The sequence below is a fragment of the Kitasatospora sp. NBC_00458 genome, assembly GCF_036013975.1.
GTDB lineage: Bacteria > Actinomycetota > Actinomycetes > Streptomycetales > Streptomycetaceae > Kitasatospora.
Map to the genome: position 1 here is coordinate 5,464,248 of NZ_CP107904.1, position 19,541 is coordinate 5,483,788.

Sequence of the window (19,541 nt, forward strand, 5' to 3'; positions counted from 1 at the left end):
CGGGACGGGCCCGACGATCACTCGCTGGACCAGTCATACCCGATGGGTGAGGGGATCATTACGTTCGGTGAGTCCGCGTGCCCCGGGGTACGGGGGCACCACCGGGGCGCACGGGCCGGTCGGAGGGGGTGCGGAGGCCTTCCGGGCGCAGTTGCGGCCGATGCTCCGAACGAGTGATCACCGGTAGCCGGACGGCGGCACTCCCAGGTCGTAGGGTCAGGTGTCATGACCACCCATACCCCAGCGGACACCTTCCCGAGGCAGTACGCGCGCACCCTGCGCTACACCGTCGGCGCGCCCCGGTCGTTCTCCGTCGCACCCGACGGCTCCCGGGTCGTCTTCCTGCGCTCCCGCTCCGGCAGCGACCGCGCCAACCTGCTCTGGACCCTCGACACGGCCACCGGCGAGGAGCGGGTCGCGGCCGACCCGGTCGCCCTGCTCGGCGGCGGCGAGGAGGACCTCTCCCCGGCCGAGAAGGCCCGCCGCGAGCGCAGCCGCGAGGGCTCCGCCGGCATCGTCGGCTACGCCCTGGACGGCACCGGCCGGCTCGCCGCCTTCGCCCTCTCCGGCCGCCTGTTCACCGCCGACCTCGTCGACGGCGGCACCGCCGAGCTGCCCGCCGAGGGCCCGCTGCTCGACCCGCGCCCCTCCCCGGACGGCACGTACGTCGCGTACGCCAACACCGCGGGCGAGCTGCGCCTCACCCGCGCCGACGGGAGCGGCGACCGGGCCCTCGTCCGGCCCGACGGCCCCAACGTGACCTGGGGTCAGGCCGAGTTCATCGCCCAGGAGGAGATGGGCCGGGACCGCGGCTACTGGTGGTCCCCGGACGGCGACCGGCTGCTGGTCGAGCGGGCCGACGACACCCCGGTGCGGCGCTGGTGGATCGCCGACCCGGCCAACCCGGACCGCGAGCCCGCCGAGGTCGCCTACCCGGCCGCCGGCACCGCCGACGCCGAGGTCGGCCTCTGGGTGCTCGGCCTGGACGGCGCCCGGACCGAGGTGGTCTGGGACCGCGCGGCCTTCCCGTACCTGGCCCGGGTCCACTGGTCGCAGGGCGGCGTGCCGCTGCTGCTCGTCCAGGCCCGCGACCAGCGCAGCCAGCGGATCCTCGGACTGGACGTCGAGACCGGCGCCACCGAGCTGCTGCACGAGGAGCGGGACGACGTCTGGCTGGAGCTGTTCGCCGGGGTCCCCGCCTGGACGCCGGACGGCCGGCTGGTCCGGATCTCCGACGAGTCCGGGGCGCGGACGCTGGTGATCGGCGACCAGGCCGTCACCGGGGCCGACCTGCACCTGCGGTCGGTGCTCGCCGTCACCGCCGACGAGGTGTTCTTCACCGCCTCCGGCGGCGCCGACGAGACCGACCCGGAGCCCGGCTGGATCGCCGCCGGCCGGATCAGCCACGACGGCAAGCGGCTCTCCTGGGAGGCCGCCAACGGACGGCCGTTCACCTCCGTCACCACCGCCGTGCACGCGGCCGGCATCACCGTGCGGGCCACCGCCGAGCCGGACCTGCCCGGCACGCTGGTGCAGGTCTCCCGGGACCTGCCGGAGGGCGTGGTGGTGGACGACGTCGCCACCATCGCCTCCTACGCCGAGGCCCCGGTGCTCACCGCCCGCCCGGTGTTCCGCTTCGCCGGCGAGCGCCGCATCCCCGCCGCGGTCTTCCTGCCGACCGGCTACGACCGCGAGCGGGACGGCCTGCTGCCGGTCCTGATGGACCCGTACGGCGGCCCGCACGGCCAGCGCGTCGTCCAGGCGCACAACCCGCACCTCAACTCGCAGTGGTTCGCCGACCAGGGCTTCGCGGTGGTCGTCGCCGACGGGCGCGGCACCCCCGGGCGCGGACCGGCCTGGGAGAAGTCGATCGCCTTCGACTTCGCCGGCGCCACCCTCGACGACCAGGTCGACGCGCTCCAGGCGCTCGCCGGGGAGTTCCCGCTCGACCTCGGCCGGGTCGCCATCCGCGGCTGGTCGTACGGCGGCTACCTCTCCGCGCTCGCCGTGCTGCGCCGGCCGGACGTCTTCCACGCGGCGGTGGCGGGCGCCCCGGTCACGGACTGGGAGCTGTACGACACCCACTACACCGAGCGCTACCTCGGCCACCCCGCCGAGCGGCCCGAGGTGTACGCGGCCAACTCGCTGACCGGCCACGCGGCCGGGCTGGAGCGGCCGCTGATGATCATCCACGGCCTGGCGGACGACAACGTGGTGGCCGCGCACACCCTGCGGCTCTCGTCGGCGCTGCTGGCGGCCGGCCGGCCGCACGTGGTGCTGCCGCTGTCGGGCGTCACCCACATGACGCCGCAGGAGGAGGTCGCGGAGAACCTGCTGCTGCTCCAGGTCGACTTCGTGAAGAAGTCGCTCGGGATCTGAGCCCGCGCCGGGGCGGGGCGACGTGAGGTGAGGGGGAGCGGGGTCGGACCAGGGAACCCGGGCCCGCGGACGAGCGGTGCCGGGGCACGCCCATACCGCTCCCCCTCGGCCGCGTGTGCCCGCAGGGGGTCGATCTGTCCGGCCGTCGCGGGAGAACGCTGGCCGCCGCCTCCGACAACGGCCCGGAGGACCACCCCGACCCGCGGCTTCGGAGGCCGGTGCCCGTGACACGGGTACCGGCCTCCGGCATGACGGATGTCATGCCGAAGGCACGACGGCGGCCACTGCCGCCGCACCCCGGCCGCGCGGGACTCTGAGGAGGTGCGAACGACACCACCAGGGGAGAGGACGGGGACGATGGACACGGAGGTGGCGGCCTTCCGGGGCGTCGGCAAGAGCTATGGGCGGGTGCGGGCCGTGGACGGCCTCGACCTCGTCCTGCGGCCGGGCGAGACGGTCGCCCTGCTCGGCCCGAACGGCGCCGGCAAGTCCAGCAGCCTGGACCTGCTGCTCGGCCTGCGCGAACCCGACCACGGCACCGTGACGCTGTTCGGCGGCACCCCGCGCGCCGCGATCGAGGCCGGCCGGGTCGGCGCGATGCTGCAGAGCGGCGGCCTGATGGCCGACGTCAAGGTGCGCGAGCTGGTCAGGCTGGCCGGCGCCGTCCACCCGCGCGGCCGGGCCGTCGACGAGGTGCTGGCCGACGCCGGCATCGCCGAACTCGCCGAGCGCCGCGTCGACAGGCTCTCCGGCGGCCAGGAGCAGCGGGTCCGCTTCGCGCTCGCCATCGCCGGTGCCAACGACCTGATCGTCCTCGACGAGCCCACCACCGGCATGGACGTCTCGGTCCGGCAGTCCTTCTGGGCGAGCATGCGGGCGCAGGCCGACGCCGGCCGCACGGTGCTCTTCGCCACCCACTACCTGGAGGAGGCGGACTCGATCGCCGACCGGGTCCTCGTCCTGCACCGCGGCCGGCTGATCGCCGACGGCACCTCCGCCGAGATCAAGGCCCGGGCCGGCGCCCGCCGGATCACCTTCGAACTGGACGACGCGGACGGCCCGTTCGACGAGGCGGTGCTGCGCAGGCTGCCCGGTGTGCTGGCGCTGGACGTCTCCGCCCGGGTCCCCGGGGTGCGGACCGTGCGGATCCGCACCGCCGACGCGGACGCCGACGTGGCCGGCCTCTACCGGGCGGGCCTCCGCCCGCGCGGCCTGGAGGTCACCGGACTCGGCCTGGAGCAGGCCTTCCTGACCATCACCGGGGAGCAGGACCACGAGGACGCCCCGACCGGCGTGAAGGAGACCGTGCGATGACCACCCTGATCCTGCTGGAGATCGCCCGCACCCTGCGGAACCGCAAGTACCTGCTGTTCACGGTCCTCTACCCGGCGCTGATGTACTTCTTCTTCATCAACGCCTACGGCTCCGGGGAGCTGGCCGGCGGCCTCCCGGTGAAGACCTACTTCATGGTGTCGATGGCCACCTTCGGCGCCGTCGGCGGAGTGCTGACCGGCGGGGCGCAGCGGATCGCGCTGGAGCGCAGGAGCGGGTGGGTGCGGCAGCTGCGGCTGACCGCGCTGCCCGGCCGGGCGTACACCATCGCCAAGATCGCGGCGAGCGCGGTGACGACGCTGCCCGCGATCCTGGTGGTCTTCGCGGTCGGCGCGACCCAGGGCGTGCGGATGGCGGCGGCGGACTGGGCGGGCCTGGCCCTGGCGCTCTGGCTGGGCAGCTTCGTCTTCGCCGCGCTCGGGGTGGCGCTCGGGTACGCGGCGGCGCCGGACTCGGTGCAGACCATCGTGATGATCGCCTACATGGCGATGGCGCTGTTCGGCGGCACCTGGTTCCCGGTGACCGGCTCGCTGGAGGACTACGCCCGCTTCAACCCGGTGTACCTGTACAACCGGCTCGCCACCTTCACCGAGCCCGGGCACGGTCTCGACCTGGCGGCGGTGGCCGGGCTGGGCGGCTTCCTGGTGGTGTTCGTCGCGGCGGCCGCCGCGCTGTACCGGCGGGACACCCGGCAGGCATGATGACGCCCATGCCGGACACGCACCACGCCCACCGCTCCGACGGCCCGCCGGAGGCGGGCGTGGAGCACACCTTCCGCAACATCCCCGGTGCGACGGTCGAGACCCGGCGGCAGATGCTGGTCAAGGTCTGCTGGATGCTGCTCTGGATGATCTACCTGGCCTACCCGGTGCGCGACCTGCTGACGGGCGGGCACTCGGTCGCCGGCGCGGTCTGCGGCTGGCTGGCCCTGGCCGGGTACGTGGCCGGCTACGTCACCCTGGTGGTCTTCCGCTCGATGGCGGGGATGCGGCCCAGGACCTGCCGGGCACTGGTCGCCGTCATGGTGGTGATCGCGGTCGCCACCACCTTCAGCCTCGGCAGCGCCTTCCTGACCCTGTTCACCTACGCCTCGGTGGCCGTCGCGATCATCGCCCCGGCCCGGTTCGCGCTCGCCGCGATCGGTGCCATGGCCGGGCTCACCGCCGTCGTCGGCGTGGCCGACGGGGTCCCGGCGGGCGACATCCTGACCATCGCACTGACCGCGTTCCTCGCCGGCGCCGCGATGACCGGCCTGCAGCGGCTGGTCGCCACCATGCGCGAGCTGCGCGAGGCCCGGGCCGCCGTCGCCCACCTGGCCGCCTCCGAGGAGCGGCTGCGGCTCGCCCGCGACCTGCACGACCTGCTCGGGCACTCGCTCTCGCTGATCACCCTGAAGAGCGAGCTGGCCGGCCGTTTCATGGACGCCGGGAAGGACGGGGCGGCGCGGGCGCAGGTCGCCGACATCGAGAAGGTCGCCCGGCAGTCGCTGGTCGACGTCCGGGAGGCGGTGACCGGGTTCCGCCGGCCGACCCTGCCGGTCGAGCTGGCGGCGGCCCGTACGGCGCTGGCCGCCGCGCAGGTCGCCCTGGAGGCGGCCCCCGAACTGGTCGACGCCTGGCCGGGGCTGGCCGCCGAGGAGTCCGCCGCGCTGGCCTGGGCACTGCGCGAGGCGATCACCAACGTGGTCCGGCACGGCGAGGGCGCCACCGTCTGCACGGTGACGGCCGACGAGCGGTGGGAGGGCGACGGCGAGCGGTTCGCCGTGCTGGAGATCGCCGACGACGGGGCCGGGCCGGGCAAGGCCGCGCCGGGGAACGGGCTGTCCGGGCTGGACGAGCGGCTGGCGCTGGTCGGCGGGCGGCTGGAGACCGGACCGGGCGCGCGCGGGAGGGGCTTCCGGCTGCGGGCGCTGGTGCCGCTGCGGACGGTCGCCCTCCCGGCGTCCCCGTAGGGCCGCGGCCCCGGCGGTTGCTGCGGGCGGCGGAACTCTCCGCGCCGACGTCCCGGCTGCGGCGCCCGGGGGAGGGCTGCGGGCAGCATGGCGGGCATGTCGAAGCCTGCCGTGCTGGTGCTCGCCGCCCTGCTCGTCGCCCTGATCCCCTGCGCCGCCCGCACCGAGCCCGGCGGCCCGGACCCCGGTGGTCCGGACTCCGGCGCGCCCTGCGTGGCCGGCTACTTCGGGGCCGCCCCGCTCGACGGCCCGGTACCCGCCCTGCCGCACTGCCGCCCCGCCGCCGGGGCGGCGTCCGCCGACCGGCCCGGCTGAACCCGGGTCGAGGACGCCGGGCGCGTCCTACCGGGCGGTCCCGGTCCGGGCGCGGAGGGCGGCGGTGAACCAGGCGAACACCTCGTCCAGGCTCTCCTGGGCGGGCCAGCCGTTGATGGTGCCGAGCAGGCTCCAGTAGCGTCCGGCGCGCGGGTCGTCGGCGATCTCCAGACGGTCCAGCAGCCAGGCCCGGAGCGGGGCGCCGTCGGGGCGGCCGAAGGTGGCCGCGTACTCGGCGGTGAGGGCGTCGACCACCGCGTCGGCGGCGGGGGAGCCGGGGGCGACGCCCCCGGCGAGGGCGGCGGTGACCGCGGCGCGGACGGTCTCGGTGAGCGCGGTGTGGAGGCCGGTGTCGTCCCCGGCCGCGCGCTCCGCCGCCTGGTGGGCCGCCATCCTCCGGACCGCGGCACGGAAGTCCTCGTCCTGGACGAGCTCGCCCAGTTCCACCCAGGCGTCGACCTGTTCGGCACTCGGGTCCTCCGGCAGCTCCGGCACGGCGGCGCGCATCATCGCGACGAACTCCGGGTTGGCGTCCAGACCGCCGAAGGCGGCGTCGACGAAGTCGTCGATCAGGCGCCGTCGTTCGGCGTCGGACAGGGCGGCGAGCTTGTGCATGAGTCTCATCTCCTCGGTGGTGGAGCCGCGTTCGGCGACCGCCCGCAGCACGGCGCGCCGCAGCCGCAGCGTGCGGATCTGCACGTCCAGCGCGTCGGCGTGCGCGGCGGCGACCTCGCGCAGCGGGGCGGACCGGTCCAGCACCCGCCGGATGGTGGCCAGGTCGAGCCCGAGCTCCCGCAGGGTGCGGACCAGGTCGAGGCGGGCCAGGGCGTGGACATCGAAGCGGCGGTAGCCGGCCGGCGTGCGGTCGACGGGCGGGACGAGCCCGCCGTCGGCGTAGAACCGGACGGCCTTGACCGTCAGCCCGGTGCGCCGGGCCAGCTCGCCGATCGAGTAGAGGGTGTCGTGCTGCTCGTCGTGCCGTTCGTCGTCCCGCATGGGCCCAGCTTGGCGTCTCCCCCCACGGGAGACTCAAGGGCCGCCCCGGAGCGGTCGCGGCAGGCCGTAGGGTCGGGCGGTATGAGTGACATTCAGAGCGGCGGCCCCTCCGTCCGGGTGCTGCTGGCGGAGGACCAGGGCATGGTCCGGGAGGCGCTGGCGGCGCTGCTCGGACTGGAGGGGGACATCGACGTGGTCGCCCAGGTGGGGCGCGGCGACGAAGTGGTGGACGCGGCGGTCGCGCACGACGTGCAGGTGGCCGTGCTGGACATCGAGATGCCGGGGATGACCGGCATCGAGGCGGCGGCGCTGCTGCGCAGGCACCGGCCGCAGACGAAGGTGGTCATCGCGACCACCTTCGGCCGGCCCGGCTACCTGCGGCGGGCGATGGAGTCGGGCGCGGACGCGTTCCTGGTGAAGGACGCCCCGGCGGCCGAGCTGGCCGAGGCGATCCGCCGGGTGCTGCGCGGCGAGCGGGTGATCGACCCGGTGCTGGCCGCCGCCGCGCTCGCCGAGGGGGCGAACCCGCTGACGGCGCGGGAGCGGGACGTGCTGGCGGCCGCGGCGGACGGCGCGGTGAACGCGGAGATCGCGCGGCGGCTGCACCTCTCCGAGGGGACGGTGCGCAACTACCTGTCGATGGCGATCCAGAAGACCGAGGCCCGCAACCGCACCGAGGCGGTCCGGATCGCCCGCGAGAAGGGCTGGCTGTAGCGCGGCGGCCCCCCTCCCCGGCCGGTGCCCGCGCCGGCAGGTGCCCGCGCCGCCGTCGGCCGGGCGGCAGGCGCGCCGGAGGGCGGGGACCGCTCAGTTCAGCCGGTGCCGCGCCGCCCGGGCCTCCTGGCGGACCTTGGCGGCGGTGTCCGGGTCGAAGGCGTCCAGGATCTCGGCGTACTCGTCCATCTCCTCGGCCCCGCCCAGGAAGTCGCCGGTGCGGACCAGCAGTTCCGCCCGTTCCAGCCGGAGCTGGGCGGGGTGGCGGGGGAGGAGCAGGCCGAGCTCGGTGGCCCAGAGCTGGGTGCGGGCGTGCTCCGGGCGGTCGGCGGCCCAGGACCGGATGTTGCCGAGCACCCGCAGCACGATGTCCAGCGGCGCCGCGGGGGTGAGCAGTTCGGGGGTGAACTCGTGCCCGGTGGCGCTGACCAGCCGCGCCGCGTCCGGCAGGTCGAGCAGCCGCCCGCCGTGGAACGGGTCGGCCAGCACGTAGTCCTCGCCGCCGGCCGGGCCGCCGACCGCGACGATGAAGTGGCCGGGCAGCGCGATCCCGTGCACGGCGATCCCGGCCCGACGGCCGACGGCCATCCAGACCAGCGCGAGCATGATCGGCAGCCCGCGCCGGCGCCGCAGCACGTCGGGCAGCAGCGAGGACTCCAGCCGCCGGTAGTCGGACTTCCGCCCGTGGAACCGCTCCCGGCCGCCGAGGACGGCCGACAGCAGGGCCGCGGTCTCCTCCGGCCCGGCCGGGGCCCGTTCGGCGACGGCGAGCCGGACCGCGGCCGCGTGCCGTTCGAGCGCGGCCTCGCAGGCGGCGAGCAGGGCCGCGAGGGCGGGCGGACCCGGCAGGTCGTCCGGGTCGTCGGGGTCGGGGGCGCGGGTGTGCTCGGCGGCCGCGAGCAGGCAGAGCAGCACCGGATCGGGGTGCTCGGCCCGGGCCTCGGTCCGGAAGCGTGCTCTGCTCTGCTCGGTCACAGTGGCTGCGGCGGCTTTCTGGGGACGGGCGGACGGTCAGGCGGTTCACGCGCGGGCGCTACCCCTGGGGGAGGCGCGCGTAGTGGTAAGTGTGACTGGTCGTGAAGCCGAGTCCGTCATAGAGCGCGATGGCGCCGTCGTTCTCCGCCTCGACCTGCAGGTAGCCGCCGGTGGCGCCCTCCTCGGCGGCCCGGGCGGCGAGCACCGCCATCAGCGCGGTGGCCAGCCCGGCCCGCCGTGCGTGGGTGGCGACCTCGACCGCGCCGAAGCAGGCCCAGGCGCCGTCGACGACGCAGCGCCCGATCGCCAGCGGGGGCCGGCCCTCGGCCCCGGGCACGCTCGCGAACCAGACCGACGGCCCGCCGTGGATCACCCGCAGGGCGGCCTCCTCCACCGCCGGGTCGTCGCCGGCCCGCCGGTACAGCGACAGCCACTGCGGCCCGGCCGTCCGGGACAGCCGCACCCGCCCGACCGCCGCGGGGGCGCCCGCCCGGGCGAGCCCGGCCAGCGGGACGACCCGCACCAGGGTCGGCGAGTACGCCGCGCCCAGCCGGTCCAGTTCGGCGCGCAGCCGCTCCGGCGAGCCGGGGGTGGACACCTCGACCCAGGCGGGCAGCCCGCGCGCCGCGTACCAGGCGCGGACGGCCGCGAGCGCCTCGTCGAGCGGGAGTCCGGGGTCGCCGAGCGCCTGGACGGAGTTGGCCCGCCGGGTGAATCCGGCCGACGCCCGGAGCGTCCACTCGCCGAGCGGCTCCTGCTCGACGGCGGGCCAGCCGCGTGCGGCGATCCGCTGGAGTTCGACCGGGGCGGTGGCCGGCAGCGGGGCGCGCCGGGCCGGGAAGAGCGGCACCGCCTTGCCCGCGACGAGCAGGCGTTCGTCGAAGGTCACGGGCTCGCCGCCGCGCGGGACGACGGTCAGTCCCCGGTCGTCCCAGGACACGAGCACACCGATCACGTCGCGGAACTCGGGTCGGTCGTCCACGAAGCCGGAGACACGCCGCACGGAGACCCGCCGGCCCACGTCCGTACGGTCTATCCGGACTTCCGGACGGTCCTGAACCGGCCCTTCGGCGGCCATCTGGGCACCTCCTGTGCATTTGCGGTCTCCGACCCGCGATACTAGGGGCGGGCATCGACGACGCCGCGCTCACCCGCGCACGCGAGAAAACAGAATGGGCCGACGTGCCCTTCCGAGGAGGAACGACAGCGTGACCTACGTCATCGCGCAGCCTTGTGTCGACGTCAAGGACAAGGCGTGCATCGAAGAGTGCCCGGTTGACTGCATCTACGAGGGCGAGCGATCGCTCTACATCCACCCGGATGAGTGTGTCGACTGTGGCGCTTGTGAGCCGGTCTGCCCGGTCGAGGCGATCTTCTACGAGGACGACACGCCGGAGGAGTGGAAGGACTACTACAAGGCGAACGTCGAGTTCTTCGACGACCTCGGCTCGCCCGGCGGTGCGTCCAAGCTCGGTCTGATCGAGCGCGACCACCCGTTCATCGCCGCTCTGCCGCCGCAGAACGCCGAGCACTGACCGATCGGTGGCAACTGAGCTGTGACTACCAAGAACAGCACGCACGCGCCGTTCCCGGGCCACCCGGGAGCGGCGCGCCGCGTTTCGGACCTCCTGCCGGTCTTCCCCTGGGACAAGCTGGAGCCGTACAAGAAGACCGCCCTCGCCCACCCCGGCGGGCTCTGCGACTTCTCGGTGGGGACCCCGGTCGACCCGGTGCCCGAGGTGGTGCAGAAGGCGCTCGCCGCCGCCACCGACACCCCGGGCTACCCGACCGTGTGGGGCCCGGTGGAGCTGCGCGAGGCGATCGCCGGCTGGCTGCACCGCCGGGTCGGCGCCGACATCGGCCCGCAGGCCGTGCTGCCGACCGTCGGCTCCAAGGAGCTGGTGGCCTGGCTGCCGACCCAGCTCGGCCTCGGCCCCGGCGACCAGGTCGCCTACCCGCGGCTGGCGTACCCGACGTACGAGGTGGGCGCCCGGCTCTGCGGTGCCGAGCCGGTCGAGTACGACTCGGTGGACGAGCTGGACGGCTCGCGGGTCCGCCTGATCTGGGTCAACTCGCCGTCCAACCCGACCGGCCGGGTGCTCGGCGCGGACGAGCTGCGCCGCACGGTCGCGTGGGCGCGTGAGCACCGGGCGCTGCTGGTCAGCGACGAGTGCTACCTGGAGCTGGGCTGGGAGGCCGACCCGGTCTCCGTCCTGCACCCGGACGTCTGCGGGGCCCCCGGCGACGGCGGGCAGCACGAGGGCCTGCTGGCCGTCCACTCGCTGTCCAAGCGCTCCAACCTGGCCGGCTACCGCGCCTCCTTCGTGGCGGGCGACCCGGTGGTGGTCGGGGAGCTGCTGGAGGTGCGCAAGCACGGCGGCATGATCGTCCCGGCGCCGGTCCAGGCGGCGACGCTCGCGGCGCTCGCGGACGACGCGCACGTGGCGGAGCAGCGGGAGCGGTACGCGGCCCGGCGCGCGGCGCTGCGGGCGGCGCTGGAGGCGTACGGGTTCCGGGTGGAGCACTCGGAGGCGAGCCTCTACCTGTGGGCGACCCAGGACCGGCCGTGCTGGGAGACGGTGGCCGAGCTGGCCGAGCTGGGCGTCCTGGTGGCGCCCGGCGACTTCTACGGGCCGGCGGGCGGGCGGTTCGTCCGGGTCGCCTTCACCGCGACCGACGAGCGGGTGGCGGCGGCCGTGGAGCGGCTGAACGCGGCGGCCGCCGGGTAGCCGGCGGGTCCGTGCGGCGGCGGTCGCATCCGACCGCCCCGACCACCCTGCACGCGTGAGGGGTCGGCGTCCGATCGGACGCCGACCCCTCACGCGTGCGGCGGGCGGGATCAGCCGATCGGCAGGCCGCCGAGCGCGCCGCCGTTGACGCCGCCGAGCAGGCTGCCGAGCGGGCCGGTGAGACCGGTCAGGCCGTTCAGCGGGCTGTTCGGGCCGAGGTCGGCGCCGCCCAGGCGGTTGGCGGAGCCGTGCTCGGCCAGGCCGAGCACGTCGGCGCCCGGCAGGTCGGCCGGGAGGCCGCCGGGGAGGGCGCGGGTGACGGCGCCCAGCGGCAGCGCGTCGGTGACGGTGCTGGTGCTGGGGACGGCGCTCGTGAGGCCCGAGGCGCCGGGGACGGCCTGGGTGACGGCGCCGGCCTGGGAGAGCCCGCCGACCGGGTTGGCGCCCGCGCCGGCGCTGCGCTGGGGGGCGCTGTGGCCGGTGACGGCCTCGCCGAGCTTGCCGGCCAGGGCCTTGGCGACCTTCGGGGTGACGCCGGAGAGCTGGCCGGTGGTGGCGGCGGTCTGGTCGACCGGGGCCGTCAGCGAGCTGGCCTTCTCGTTGGCCTCGGGGAGCTGCTGCGCGACGATGTTGCCGGTGGCGTCCGCGGTGGCGGGTACGCCCGCGGCGACGGTGGCGGCGCCGGTGTTCCCGGCCGCCTGGCCCAGCTCGTGGGTGGTGTGCTGGAGGGTGGAACCCGTGTCGGTGTTGGTCAGCTGGCCCAGCGGCGCGGCCAGGTCGCTCTTGGGCAGCAGCGCGTCGGCGGCGGACGCGGAGCCGGCCGCGACCAGCGGGGTCGCGCCGGCCGCCACGAGCAGCGCGGCCTGGGCGATCCGGCGCGTGAGGGGGTGAGACATGGGGCTCCTCGAAGGGGTCTGGTGTCCGTCTCGTCCGCCGGGCGGACGACGTTGTTACCGCTTGAGAAGCCAGAAGGTTTCGGTCGGTGCAAGGAAAGCGTCGCTCCGACCATCGGATCGTACGACCGTGCGCGGGCCGGCTCCGGAGGCCGGACCGGGGGTCTGCGAGGGGTGTGGGGCAAGGGGAGTGACGGTTCTGCGCCCGGCCGGTCCGCGGAACTCCTCCGTCCACCTGGGTTGACGGGAATCACCCGTCCGGCGGCAACCCGGACACCAGTGCGTCAGCCGTCGGACCCGGGTGGTCCCAGCCGTCCTGCCCGGGCGGTCCCAGCCGTCCGGAGACACCGCTGCGCCGGGCCGCCCGGTCCTCCGGACGGCCCGGCGCAGCGCGGGCTCAGCTCTTCGCCGGAGGTGCCAGCGAGACCAGCACCAGCTTGGTCGACGTCCCGGTCGGCTGCGGCTTCCAGCCGTCCTCCGACTTCGACTTCCGCCAGACCTTCCCGTCGTACGCGACGGTCTCGATGCCCAGCTTCTGGGCCTGGGTCACCGCCCAGTGCGCCACCGCCCAGCCGCTCTGCCGCTCGGCGTCCGGCCCGGCGTCGGTGGAGGCGGTCGGGTCCGGGGTCAGCGAGACGGCGTTCTCGGCGCCCTTGACGGTGGACGAGTAGCCGGCGGCCGGGGTCACCGTGCGGCCGAACTCGCGGCGGACCCGGTCGCTCAGCACCTGGGTCCGGTCCGGTCCGGCGGCCGTCGCGGTGGCGCCGGGGGTGGCGGCGGCCGGGGCGGCGCTCTCCGCGTCCTCGTCGGGGGCGGCGAAGTCGTGCACCACGCAGTTCAGCGAGGCCGCCTCACGGCCGGTCAGCGCGGAGGCCAGCAGGGTGGCCTTGGTCTCGTGCTTGGCGTAGGCCTGCGGGTAGCCGCTCTTCTGCACCTGCTGGGCCGCGTCGGTCAGCGGCAGCCTGGTGTAGCCGGGCACCTTCACCAGGCCGTCGAGGAACTTGTTGGTCGCGTAGACCGGGTCCATGATCTGCTGCACGGTGCCCCAGCCCTGCGAGGGCCGCTGCTGGAACAGGCCCACCGAGTCCCGGTCGCCGCCGGTCAGGTTGCGGATCTTGGACTCCTGCATCGCGGTGGCCAGCGAGATGGTCACCGCCCGGTCCGGCAGGGCGCGCGAGTGGGCGACGGCGGCGATCGTCGCCGCGTTGGCCGCCTGCGGGACCTCCAGTTCGCCCTCGCCCGCCGGGGTCTTCACCGAGCAGCCCTCGGGCGTCAGCAGCTTCTGGTCGCGCAGCCAGAACAGGCCGGCCGCCAGCACGGCCAGCACCAGCAGGCCGAGCAGCACCGCCCGCAGCCCCCGGCGCCCCCGGGGCGCCGCGCCGTCGCCCCGACCGCCGCTCCTTCTCCTGGCCACCGCCGCCCCTTCCAACCGAGCTTCCGAACCGACACCGTACCCACTCGGACGGGTGTGCGGTGACCGGCGGTTGCGGCCGGAGGTGTCACGGCACGGCTACGGTGCCGCCCCGGTCCGAACCCCCGGCGGACTAGGCTGGGCGACCATGAGCAGCCCGAAGACGTCCCTGGACCTCACCCTCGACGGCGGCGCGCTGACCGCCCAGCTGGTGGACTTCCCCTCCGTCAGCGGCGACGAGCAGGCACTCGCCGACGCCGTGGAGGCCGCCCTGCGGGCCTTCCCGCACCTGACCGTCGACCGGTACGGCAACAACGTGGTGGCCCGCACCGGCCTCGGCCGCGCCGAACGCGTGCTGCTCGCCGGGCACCTGGACACCGTGCCGATCGCCGACAACGTGCCGTCCTACGTCGAGGGCGACCTGCTCTACGGCTGCGGCACCTCCGACATGAAGTCCGGTGTCGCCGTCCAGCTCCGGCTCGCCGCCACCCTGCCGGAGCCCAACCGGGACCTCACCTTCGTGTTCTACGACTGCGAGGAGGTGGAGGCCCACCGCAACGGCCTCGGCCACCTCGCGCAGGCCCACCCCGACTGGCTCGCCGCCGACTTCGCGGTGCTGATGGAGCCCAGCGGGGCCACCGTCGAGGGCGGCTGCCAGGGCACCCTGCGCGCGCAGGTCAGGCTCACCGGCGTCCGCGCCCACTCGGCCCGCAGCTGGCTCGGCGACAACGCCATCCACCACGCCGCCGAGGTGCTCGGCCGGCTCGCGGCGTACGAGCCGCGCCGGGTCGGGATCGACGGGCTGGAGTACCGCGAGGGCCTCAACGCGGTGCGGATCGACGGCGGCGTGGCCGGGAACGTGATCCCCGACGAGTGCGTGGTGACGGTCAACTTCCGCTTCGCCCCGGACCGCGACGAGGCCGACGCCGAGAAGCACGTGCGCGAGGTCTTCGACGGTTTCGACCTCACCGTCACCGACTTCGCCCCCGGTGCGCTGCCCGGTCTGAACCAGCCGGCCGCCCAGGACTTCCTCGCCGCGACCGGCGGGACGGCCCGCGCCAAGTTCGGCTGGACCGATGTCGCCCGCTTCAGCGCGCTGGGCGTCCCGGCGGTCAACTACGGCCCCGGCGACCCGAACATGGCGCACAAGCGGGACGAGCACTGCTCGCTCACCGCCATCGCCGAGACCGAGGAGCGGCTGCGCGCCTGGCTGACCGGCTGACCGGCCGACCGGCCGACCGGCCGACCGGCTTTCCGGCTGACGGGACCGGGCGGCGTACCGGACCGAAGTGTCAGGGCGACAAGCACATCAACGGCTGAACGCCACCGTCCGGTTGCCCAACCGACCTCCCACCGTTGCCTGAAAACGGGGATCGGCGGGCGTAGGGTTTCGTCATGACAGGCACTGGAGACGAAAAGCACTACGGACACGGTCCTGAGCAGGTGGGCGAGCCGCACCCGAAGAAGGCGTGGCCCGAGAAGCAGAAGGGCCCGGTGCTGGTGCGCCGGGACCAGGTCGGCGAGAGCACGACGGACCAGCGCCTGCTGGACACCACCGGCCCGACCGACTGGCTGCACACCGACCCCTGGCGGGTCCTGCGGATCACCTCGGAGTTCGTCGAGGGCTTCGGCGCGCTGGCCGAACTCCCGCCCGCGATCAGCGTCTTCGGCTCCGCCCGGACCCCGGTCGACTCGCCCGAGTACGCGGCGGGCGTGGCGATCGGCCGGGCCCTGGCCGAGGCCGGCTACGCGGTGATCACCGGGGGCGGTCCGGGCGCGATGGAGGCGGCCAACCGGGGCGCCTCGGACGCCGGCGGGCTCAGCGTCGGGCTCGGCATCGAGCTGCCCTTCGAGCAGGGGCTCAACGAGTTCGTCGACCTCGGGCTGAACTTCCGCTACTTCTTCGTCCGCAAGACGATGTTCGTGAAGTACGCCCAGGGGTTCGTCGTCCTGCCCGGCGGCCTCGGCACGCTGGACGAGCTGTTCGAGGCGCTCACCCTGGTGCAGACGAAGAAGGTCACCCGCTTCCCGGTGATCCTCTTCGGCAGCGAGTACTGGGGCGGGCTGGCCGACTGGCTGAAGAACACCCTGGTCGCGCAGGGCAAGGCGGCCCCGCACGACCTGGAGCTCTTCCACATCACCGACGACATCGACGAGGTCATGAAGATCCTCGCCGACGCCCGCCGGCCGGTGAACGAGATCTAGGGCGGTACGGCCCGGCCGGAACACCCCCGCCGGAGCCGTCGGCGGGAACGTCCCGCGCCGGGCGGGCCCGGGAGGGCCGTCAGGCGAGCCCCCGGCGGGCGACCGCCGGGGGACGGGTGCCCCGGATCGAGGCGACCATGTCCAGCACCTGCCGGGTCTCCGCCACCTGGTGCACCCGGTACACCCGGGCGCCCAGCCACGCGGAGACCGCCGTGGTGGCCAGCGTGCCGAGCAGCCGCTGGTCCACCGGCAGGTCCAGGGTCTCGCCGACGAAGTCCTTGTTGGAGAGCGAGACCAGCACCGGGAACCCGGTCGCGGTCATCTCCGGCAGCCGCCGGGTCGCCTCCAGCGAGTGCCGGGTGTTCTTGCCGAAGTCGTGCCCCGGGTCGATGATCACCGCGTCCCGCCGCACGCCCAGCCCCACCGCCCGCTCGGCCAGCCCGACGGTCACCCGCAGGATGTCCGCCATCACGTCCGGGTAGCCGGCCCGGTGCGGCCTGGTCCGCGGCTCGGCGCCGCCCGCGTGGGTGCAGACCAGCCCGGCGTCGTACCGGGCGGCCACCTCGGCCAGCCGCGGGTCCACCCCGCCCCAGGCGTCGTTCAGCAGGTCCGCGCCGACCTCGCAGACGGCCTCGCCGACCTCGTGCCGCCAGGTGTCGACGCTGATCACGGCCTCCGGGTGGCGCTTGCGCAGCTCCGCCACGAACGGCACGGTGCGGCGCAGCTCCTCCTCGACGGTGACCTCGTCGCCCGGGCCGGCCTTCACCCCGCCGATGTCCAGGATCGCGGCCCCCTCCGCCACCGCGCGGTCGGCCGCGGCGAACGCGGCCTCGTCGGCGAAGGTGGCGCCCTTGTCGAAGAACGAGTCGGGAGTCCGGTTCACGATCGCCATGATCACCAGCTCGTCGTCGCCGAATTCCCGTGGTCCCAGGCGCAGTGCCACCGATGTCTCCTCCACAGCTGCTGCGAGTGCGATGATGGCCCCCGGCCCATCGGGACCATGATCCCACTCCTGTCGGGGCCGGCCGGAAAATCGGGAGGACCGCTCGTGTTCTGGGTGATCGTGGTGGCGATGGCCGTGGTGGTCGGCGGCGCCGCGCTGGTGGCGCTGGGCGGGGGCGGCTCGCTGCCGGAGGCGGTGCAGGACCGGATCGCCGCCCGGCTCCCGCAGGACCGCCCGCTCGGCCAGGAGGACGTCGACGCGATCCGTCTGCCGATGGCCGTCCGCGGCTACCGGATGGACGAGGTCGACGACGTGCTCGACCGGCTGGGCGCCGAACTCGCCTACCGCGACGCGCGGATCGCCGAACTGGAGGCCCTGGCCGCCGTGCGCGGCGCGGTGGAGGCCGCCGACGGGCCCGAGGCGGGGGCCGAGCCGCTGCCCGGCCTGGAGGAGTTCGCCAAGGTCGTCGAGCCCGCCGTCGCCCTCACCAAGGCCCCCGCGGGCCCCGAGGACGCCCGGCCGGCGGACGGCCGGTGAGCCCCGACGCGGCCGCCCCGGGTGCTCCGGCCGCCGCGGGCGCGCCGCCCGGGGACGCGTCCGGCGTCACGCCCGGTGTCACTCCCGGCGGCGCCGTCCTCGGCCCGGACGGCCTGCGCCGGTGCGGCTGGGGCGACTCGGCCGACGACTACCGCGTCTACCACGACACCGAGTGGGGCCGCCCGGTGCGCGGCGACGACGCCCTGTTCGAGCGGGTCTGCCTGGAGGCCTTCCAGTCCGGTCTCTCCTGGATCACCATCCTGCGCCGCCGCGAGGGGTTCAGGGCCGCCTTCGCGGGCTTCGAGATCGCCAGGGTCGCGGAGTTCGGCGCGGACGACGTCGAGCGGCTGCTCGGCGACACCGGGATCATCCGCAACCGGGCCAAGATCGAGGCGTCCATCGCCAACGCCAGGGTCGCCCGTGACCTCGACGGCGGGCTGGACGCGCTGATCTGGGGGTTCGCCGGTGACCCGGACCGGCCGGCCCCCCGTTCGCTCGACGAGGTGCCGGCCGTCACGCCCGAGTCGACGGCGCTGGCCAAGGCGCTGAAGAAGGCGGGCTTCCGGTTCGTCGGCCCGACCACCGCGTACGCGCTGATGCAGGCCTGCGGGCTGGTCGACGACCACCTCGCCGACTGCCACGTCCGGACCGCCCTCGACGGGGCGGCGCCCCGGGCGTAGCGCGGCGCGTCCGGGCGCGGCGAGGCGTCCCCGGCGCAGCGGCGTGTCCCGGGCCCGGCGGCCCGGGACGGCTCCGTTCAGCGCCCGAGGTACGCCGGCTTCTCCTTGGCGATGAAGGCGCGGACCGCGATCCGGTGGTCCTCGCTCTCGCCGGCCAGCGTCTGCAGCTCGTCCTCCTTGTCGAGCAGCTCGCTCAGCGAGTGCGAGGCGCCGTACGCCAGCGACTCCTTGATCGCGCCGTACGCCACGGTCGGGCCCTCGGCCAGTTCCCGGGCGAACACCCGTGCGGTGGCCGCCAGTTCCGCGGCCGGCACCACCTTGGTGGCCAGGCCCAGCTCCATCGCCTCGGTCGCCTTCACGGTGCGCGGCAGCATCAGCAGCTCGGTCGCCTTGGCGTGCCCGACCAGGCGGGGCAGCGTCCAGGAGGCCCCCGAGTCGGCGGTCAGCGCGATCCCGGCGAAGGCGGTGTTGAAGCCGGCCGTCTCGGAGACGATCCGGAAGTCGCAGGCGAAGGCCAGCGAGGCGCCCGCGCCGGCCGCCACCCCGCCGACCGCGGCCACCGTCGGCTTGCGCATCCCGGCCAGCGCCCGCAGCAGCGGGTTGTAGTGCTCGGCGACGGTCTTGAGCGCGCCCTCGCCGGTCTCCTCGGCCCGCTTGAGCAGACCCAGGTGCTCCTTGAGGTCCTGGCCGACGCAGAACGCCCGGCCGCCCGCACCGGTCAGCAGGACGGCCCGCACCGCCGGGTCCTCGGCGGCGGCGGTGACGGTGTCACGCAGCGCTACCTTGGTGGCCACGTCCAGCGCGTTCATGGCCTCGGGGCGGTTGATCGTGATGACGGCCAGGCCGCCGTCCAGTTCGTACAGCACGGAATCGGACATGGGCGAGGGCTCCCTTGCTCGTCGCACGGTGATCGCACGGTGGTCGTCGTGTGCCAGGATGCCGGAGCCCGGGGCCGGCTGGGGAGTGTGAGGTATCGCACCTTCCGGTGGCGTACGGACCACCGCCGCGCCGGGGCTTATGGCGGGAAATGCGCCGGTTGAGGACGGTCCGGCCGAGGTTGCACCGAGAGTGATGTTGGTCATCAGGCCGTGGCATGCGGGATAATGGCTTCCGATCAATGCGTTCGATACCGGCGGTGGACGGACTGCCGGTGCGTAGCTGAGCGTTGCAGGAAGGGGAACGAGCATGGCGGCCATGAAGCCGCGGACGGGTGACGGCCCGCTCGAAGTCACCAAAGAGGGGCGGGGCATCATCATGCGCGTTCCGCTCGAAGGCGGCGGACGCCTCGTGGTGGAGCTCACGCCTGACGAGGCCGACGCCCTCGGCGAGGCCCTGAAGAAGGCCTGCGGCTGACCGCAGCAGGTGCTCGCCATCTCCTGGAGATGTGCCGCCGAGCCCGGGTACGACGATCACGTCGGCCCGGGCTCTGTGGTTCCCGGCCCCCCGCGGGCCCCGGAAGGGCCCGCCGCGCGGCCGCCGGA

Annotated in this window: 20 protein-coding genes; 13 read left to right on the forward strand and 7 right to left on the reverse strand. The window is 75.0% G+C overall.

Going from position 1 to position 19,541, the window contains the following annotated elements:
* Positions 1-225: 225 nt before the first annotated feature.
* The 5 genes from OG550_RS22775 to OG550_RS22795 all read left to right on the forward strand — a co-directional run bounded on the left by OG550_RS22775 (position 226) and on the right by OG550_RS22795 (position 5,977).
* The gene (locus OG550_RS22775; RefSeq protein WP_327680374.1) at positions 226-2,379 is read left to right on the forward strand and encodes a S9 family peptidase; all 2,154 of its coding nucleotides are present in this window, start codon (positions 226-228) and stop codon (positions 2,377-2,379) included.
* A 357-nt stretch (positions 2,380-2,736) separates the two neighbouring features.
* Positions 2,737-3,693 carry an ABC transporter ATP-binding protein gene (locus OG550_RS22780; RefSeq protein WP_327680376.1) on the forward strand — a complete coding sequence of 319 codons (957 nt, stop codon included), beginning with the start codon at positions 2,737-2,739 and terminating at the stop codon, positions 3,691-3,693.
* Positions 3,690-4,412 carry an ABC transporter permease gene (locus tag OG550_RS22785; RefSeq protein ID WP_327680377.1) on the forward strand — a complete coding sequence of 241 codons (723 nt, stop codon included), beginning with the start codon at positions 3,690-3,692 and terminating at the stop codon, positions 4,410-4,412. Before OG550_RS22780 ends, OG550_RS22785 begins: the two co-directional genes overlap by 4 nt.
* Before the next feature lie 8 nt (positions 4,413-4,420).
* Complete coding sequence (locus OG550_RS22790) at positions 4,421-5,662, forward strand: sensor histidine kinase (protein WP_327680379.1); 1,242 nt, start codon at positions 4,421-4,423, stop codon at positions 5,660-5,662.
* A gap of 96 nt (positions 5,663-5,758) precedes the next feature.
* Positions 5,759-5,977, forward strand: a complete 219-nt coding sequence (locus tag OG550_RS22795) for a hypothetical protein (RefSeq protein WP_327680381.1) — start codon at positions 5,759-5,761, stop codon at positions 5,975-5,977.
* Positions 5,978-6,004: 27 nt separating this feature from the next.
* On the opposite strand, the gene OG550_RS22800 is transcribed toward OG550_RS22795, so the two are convergent.
* Positions 6,005-6,973, reverse strand: a complete 969-nt coding sequence (locus OG550_RS22800) for a MerR family transcriptional regulator (protein WP_327680383.1) — start codon at positions 6,971-6,973, stop codon at positions 6,005-6,007.
* Between the two features lie 81 nt (positions 6,974-7,054).
* Between OG550_RS22800 and OG550_RS22805 the strand changes: the two genes are divergently transcribed.
* Entirely contained in the window at positions 7,055-7,687 is a 633-nt protein-coding gene (locus tag OG550_RS22805; RefSeq protein ID WP_327680385.1) for a response regulator transcription factor, read from the forward strand.
* A gap of 93 nt (positions 7,688-7,780) precedes the next feature.
* Here the strand turns inward: OG550_RS22805 and OG550_RS22810 are convergent, their stop codons facing one another.
* Positions 7,781-8,662 (reverse strand): transglutaminase-like domain-containing protein, encoded by an 882-nt coding sequence (locus tag OG550_RS22810; protein WP_327680386.1) that lies wholly within the window; start codon positions 8,660-8,662, stop codon positions 7,781-7,783.
* Positions 8,663-8,720: 58 nt separating this feature from the next.
* The gene (locus tag OG550_RS22815; RefSeq protein WP_442906055.1) at positions 8,721-9,740 is read right to left on the reverse strand and encodes a GNAT family N-acetyltransferase; all 1,020 of its coding nucleotides are present in this window, start codon (positions 9,738-9,740) and stop codon (positions 8,721-8,723) included.
* A gap of 130 nt (positions 9,741-9,870) precedes the next feature.
* On the opposite strand from OG550_RS22815, the gene fdxA reads away from it, so the two are divergent.
* The gene (fdxA, locus tag OG550_RS22820) at positions 9,871-10,197 is read left to right on the forward strand and encodes a ferredoxin (protein ID WP_030459925.1); all 327 of its coding nucleotides are present in this window, start codon (positions 9,871-9,873) and stop codon (positions 10,195-10,197) included.
* 21 nt (positions 10,198-10,218) lie between these two features.
* On the forward strand, positions 10,219-11,391 hold the full coding sequence (gene dapC, locus OG550_RS22825) for a succinyldiaminopimelate transaminase (RefSeq protein ID WP_327680389.1): 1,173 nt from the start codon (positions 10,219-10,221) through the stop codon (positions 11,389-11,391).
* A gap of 110 nt (positions 11,392-11,501) precedes the next feature.
* On the opposite strand, the gene OG550_RS32805 is transcribed toward dapC, so the two are convergent.
* Both OG550_RS32805 and OG550_RS22835 read right to left on the reverse strand, forming a co-directional pair.
* Positions 11,502-12,287, reverse strand: a complete 786-nt coding sequence (locus tag OG550_RS32805) for a hypothetical protein (protein WP_442906057.1) — start codon at positions 12,285-12,287, stop codon at positions 11,502-11,504.
* Between the two features lie 394 nt (positions 12,288-12,681).
* Complete coding sequence (locus OG550_RS22835) at positions 12,682-13,698, reverse strand: hypothetical protein (protein ID WP_327680391.1); 1,017 nt, start codon at positions 13,696-13,698, stop codon at positions 12,682-12,684.
* 145 nt (positions 13,699-13,843) lie between these two features.
* Between OG550_RS22835 and dapE the strand changes: the two genes are divergently transcribed.
* Together dapE and OG550_RS22845 are read left to right on the forward strand one after the other, a co-directional pair.
* Positions 13,844-14,917, forward strand: coding sequence for a succinyl-diaminopimelate desuccinylase (dapE, locus tag OG550_RS22840; protein WP_327680393.1), 1,074 nt, complete (start codon positions 13,844-13,846; stop codon positions 14,915-14,917).
* Between the two features lie 173 nt (positions 14,918-15,090).
* Positions 15,091-15,900: a TIGR00730 family Rossman fold protein gene (locus tag OG550_RS22845; RefSeq protein ID WP_327680395.1), complete on the forward strand. Its 810-nt coding sequence runs from the start codon at positions 15,091-15,093 to the stop codon at positions 15,898-15,900.
* 79 nt (positions 15,901-15,979) lie between these two features.
* On the opposite strand, the gene folP is transcribed toward OG550_RS22845, so the two are convergent.
* Positions 15,980-16,792, reverse strand: coding sequence for a dihydropteroate synthase (gene folP, locus OG550_RS22850; protein ID WP_327684062.1), 813 nt, complete (start codon positions 16,790-16,792; stop codon positions 15,980-15,982).
* A gap of 156 nt (positions 16,793-16,948) precedes the next feature.
* On the opposite strand from folP, the gene OG550_RS22855 reads away from it, so the two are divergent.
* Both OG550_RS22855 and OG550_RS22860 read left to right on the forward strand, forming a co-directional pair.
* On the forward strand, positions 16,949-17,380 hold the full coding sequence (locus OG550_RS22855; protein ID WP_327680396.1) for a DivIVA domain-containing protein: 432 nt from the start codon (positions 16,949-16,951) through the stop codon (positions 17,378-17,380).
* Positions 17,381-17,493: 113 nt separating this feature from the next.
* Positions 17,494-18,060, forward strand: coding sequence for a DNA-3-methyladenine glycosylase I (locus tag OG550_RS22860; protein ID WP_327684063.1), 567 nt, complete (start codon positions 17,494-17,496; stop codon positions 18,058-18,060).
* A gap of 77 nt (positions 18,061-18,137) precedes the next feature.
* Here OG550_RS22860 and OG550_RS22865 read toward each other — a convergent pair whose 3' ends face one another.
* Positions 18,138-18,938, reverse strand: a complete 801-nt coding sequence (locus tag OG550_RS22865) for an enoyl-CoA hydratase-related protein (protein ID WP_327680397.1) — start codon at positions 18,936-18,938, stop codon at positions 18,138-18,140.
* 307 nt (positions 18,939-19,245) lie between these two features.
* Between OG550_RS22865 and OG550_RS22870 the strand changes: the two genes are divergently transcribed.
* On the forward strand, positions 19,246-19,413 hold the full coding sequence (locus OG550_RS22870; protein ID WP_014137929.1) for a DUF3117 domain-containing protein: 168 nt from the start codon (positions 19,246-19,248) through the stop codon (positions 19,411-19,413).
* Positions 19,414-19,541: the final 128 nt, after the last annotated feature.

What these genes read in the sequence shown, in the direction of transcription:
- OG550_RS22775 (WP_327680374.1), top strand. Translation starts at nt 226, where the DNA reads ATGACCACCCATACCCCAGCGGACACCTTCCCGAGGCAGTACGCGCGC.
- OG550_RS22780 (WP_327680376.1), top strand. Translation starts at nt 2,737, where the DNA reads ATGGACACGGAGGTGGCGGCCTTCCGGGGCGTCGGCAAGAGCTATGGG.
- OG550_RS22785 (WP_327680377.1), top strand. Translation starts at nt 3,690, where the DNA reads ATGACCACCCTGATCCTGCTGGAGATCGCCCGCACCCTGCGGAACCGC.
- OG550_RS22790 (WP_327680379.1), top strand. Translation starts at nt 4,421, where the DNA reads ATGCCGGACACGCACCACGCCCACCGCTCCGACGGCCCGCCGGAGGCG.
- OG550_RS22795 (WP_327680381.1), top strand. Translation starts at nt 5,759, where the DNA reads ATGTCGAAGCCTGCCGTGCTGGTGCTCGCCGCCCTGCTCGTCGCCCTG.
- OG550_RS22800 (WP_327680383.1), bottom strand. Translation starts at nt 6,973, where the DNA reads ATGCGGGACGACGAACGGCACGACGAGCAGCACGACACCCTCTACTCG.
- OG550_RS22805 (WP_327680385.1), top strand. Translation starts at nt 7,055, where the DNA reads ATGAGTGACATTCAGAGCGGCGGCCCCTCCGTCCGGGTGCTGCTGGCG.
- OG550_RS22815 (WP_442906055.1), bottom strand. Translation starts at nt 9,740, where the DNA reads ATGGCCGCCGAAGGGCCGGTTCAGGACCGTCCGGAAGTCCGGATAGAC.
- OG550_RS32805 (WP_442906057.1), bottom strand. Translation starts at nt 12,287, where the DNA reads ATGTCTCACCCCCTCACGCGCCGGATCGCCCAGGCCGCGCTGCTCGTG.
- dapE (WP_327680393.1), top strand. Translation starts at nt 13,844, where the DNA reads ATGAGCAGCCCGAAGACGTCCCTGGACCTCACCCTCGACGGCGGCGCG.
- OG550_RS22845 (WP_327680395.1), top strand. Translation starts at nt 15,091, where the DNA reads ATGACAGGCACTGGAGACGAAAAGCACTACGGACACGGTCCTGAGCAG.
- folP (WP_327684062.1), bottom strand. Translation starts at nt 16,792, where the DNA reads ATGGCGATCGTGAACCGGACTCCCGACTCGTTCTTCGACAAGGGCGCC.
- OG550_RS22865 (WP_327680397.1), bottom strand. Translation starts at nt 18,938, where the DNA reads ATGTCCGATTCCGTGCTGTACGAACTGGACGGCGGCCTGGCCGTCATC.
- OG550_RS22870 (WP_014137929.1), top strand. Translation starts at nt 19,246, where the DNA reads ATGGCGGCCATGAAGCCGCGGACGGGTGACGGCCCGCTCGAAGTCACC.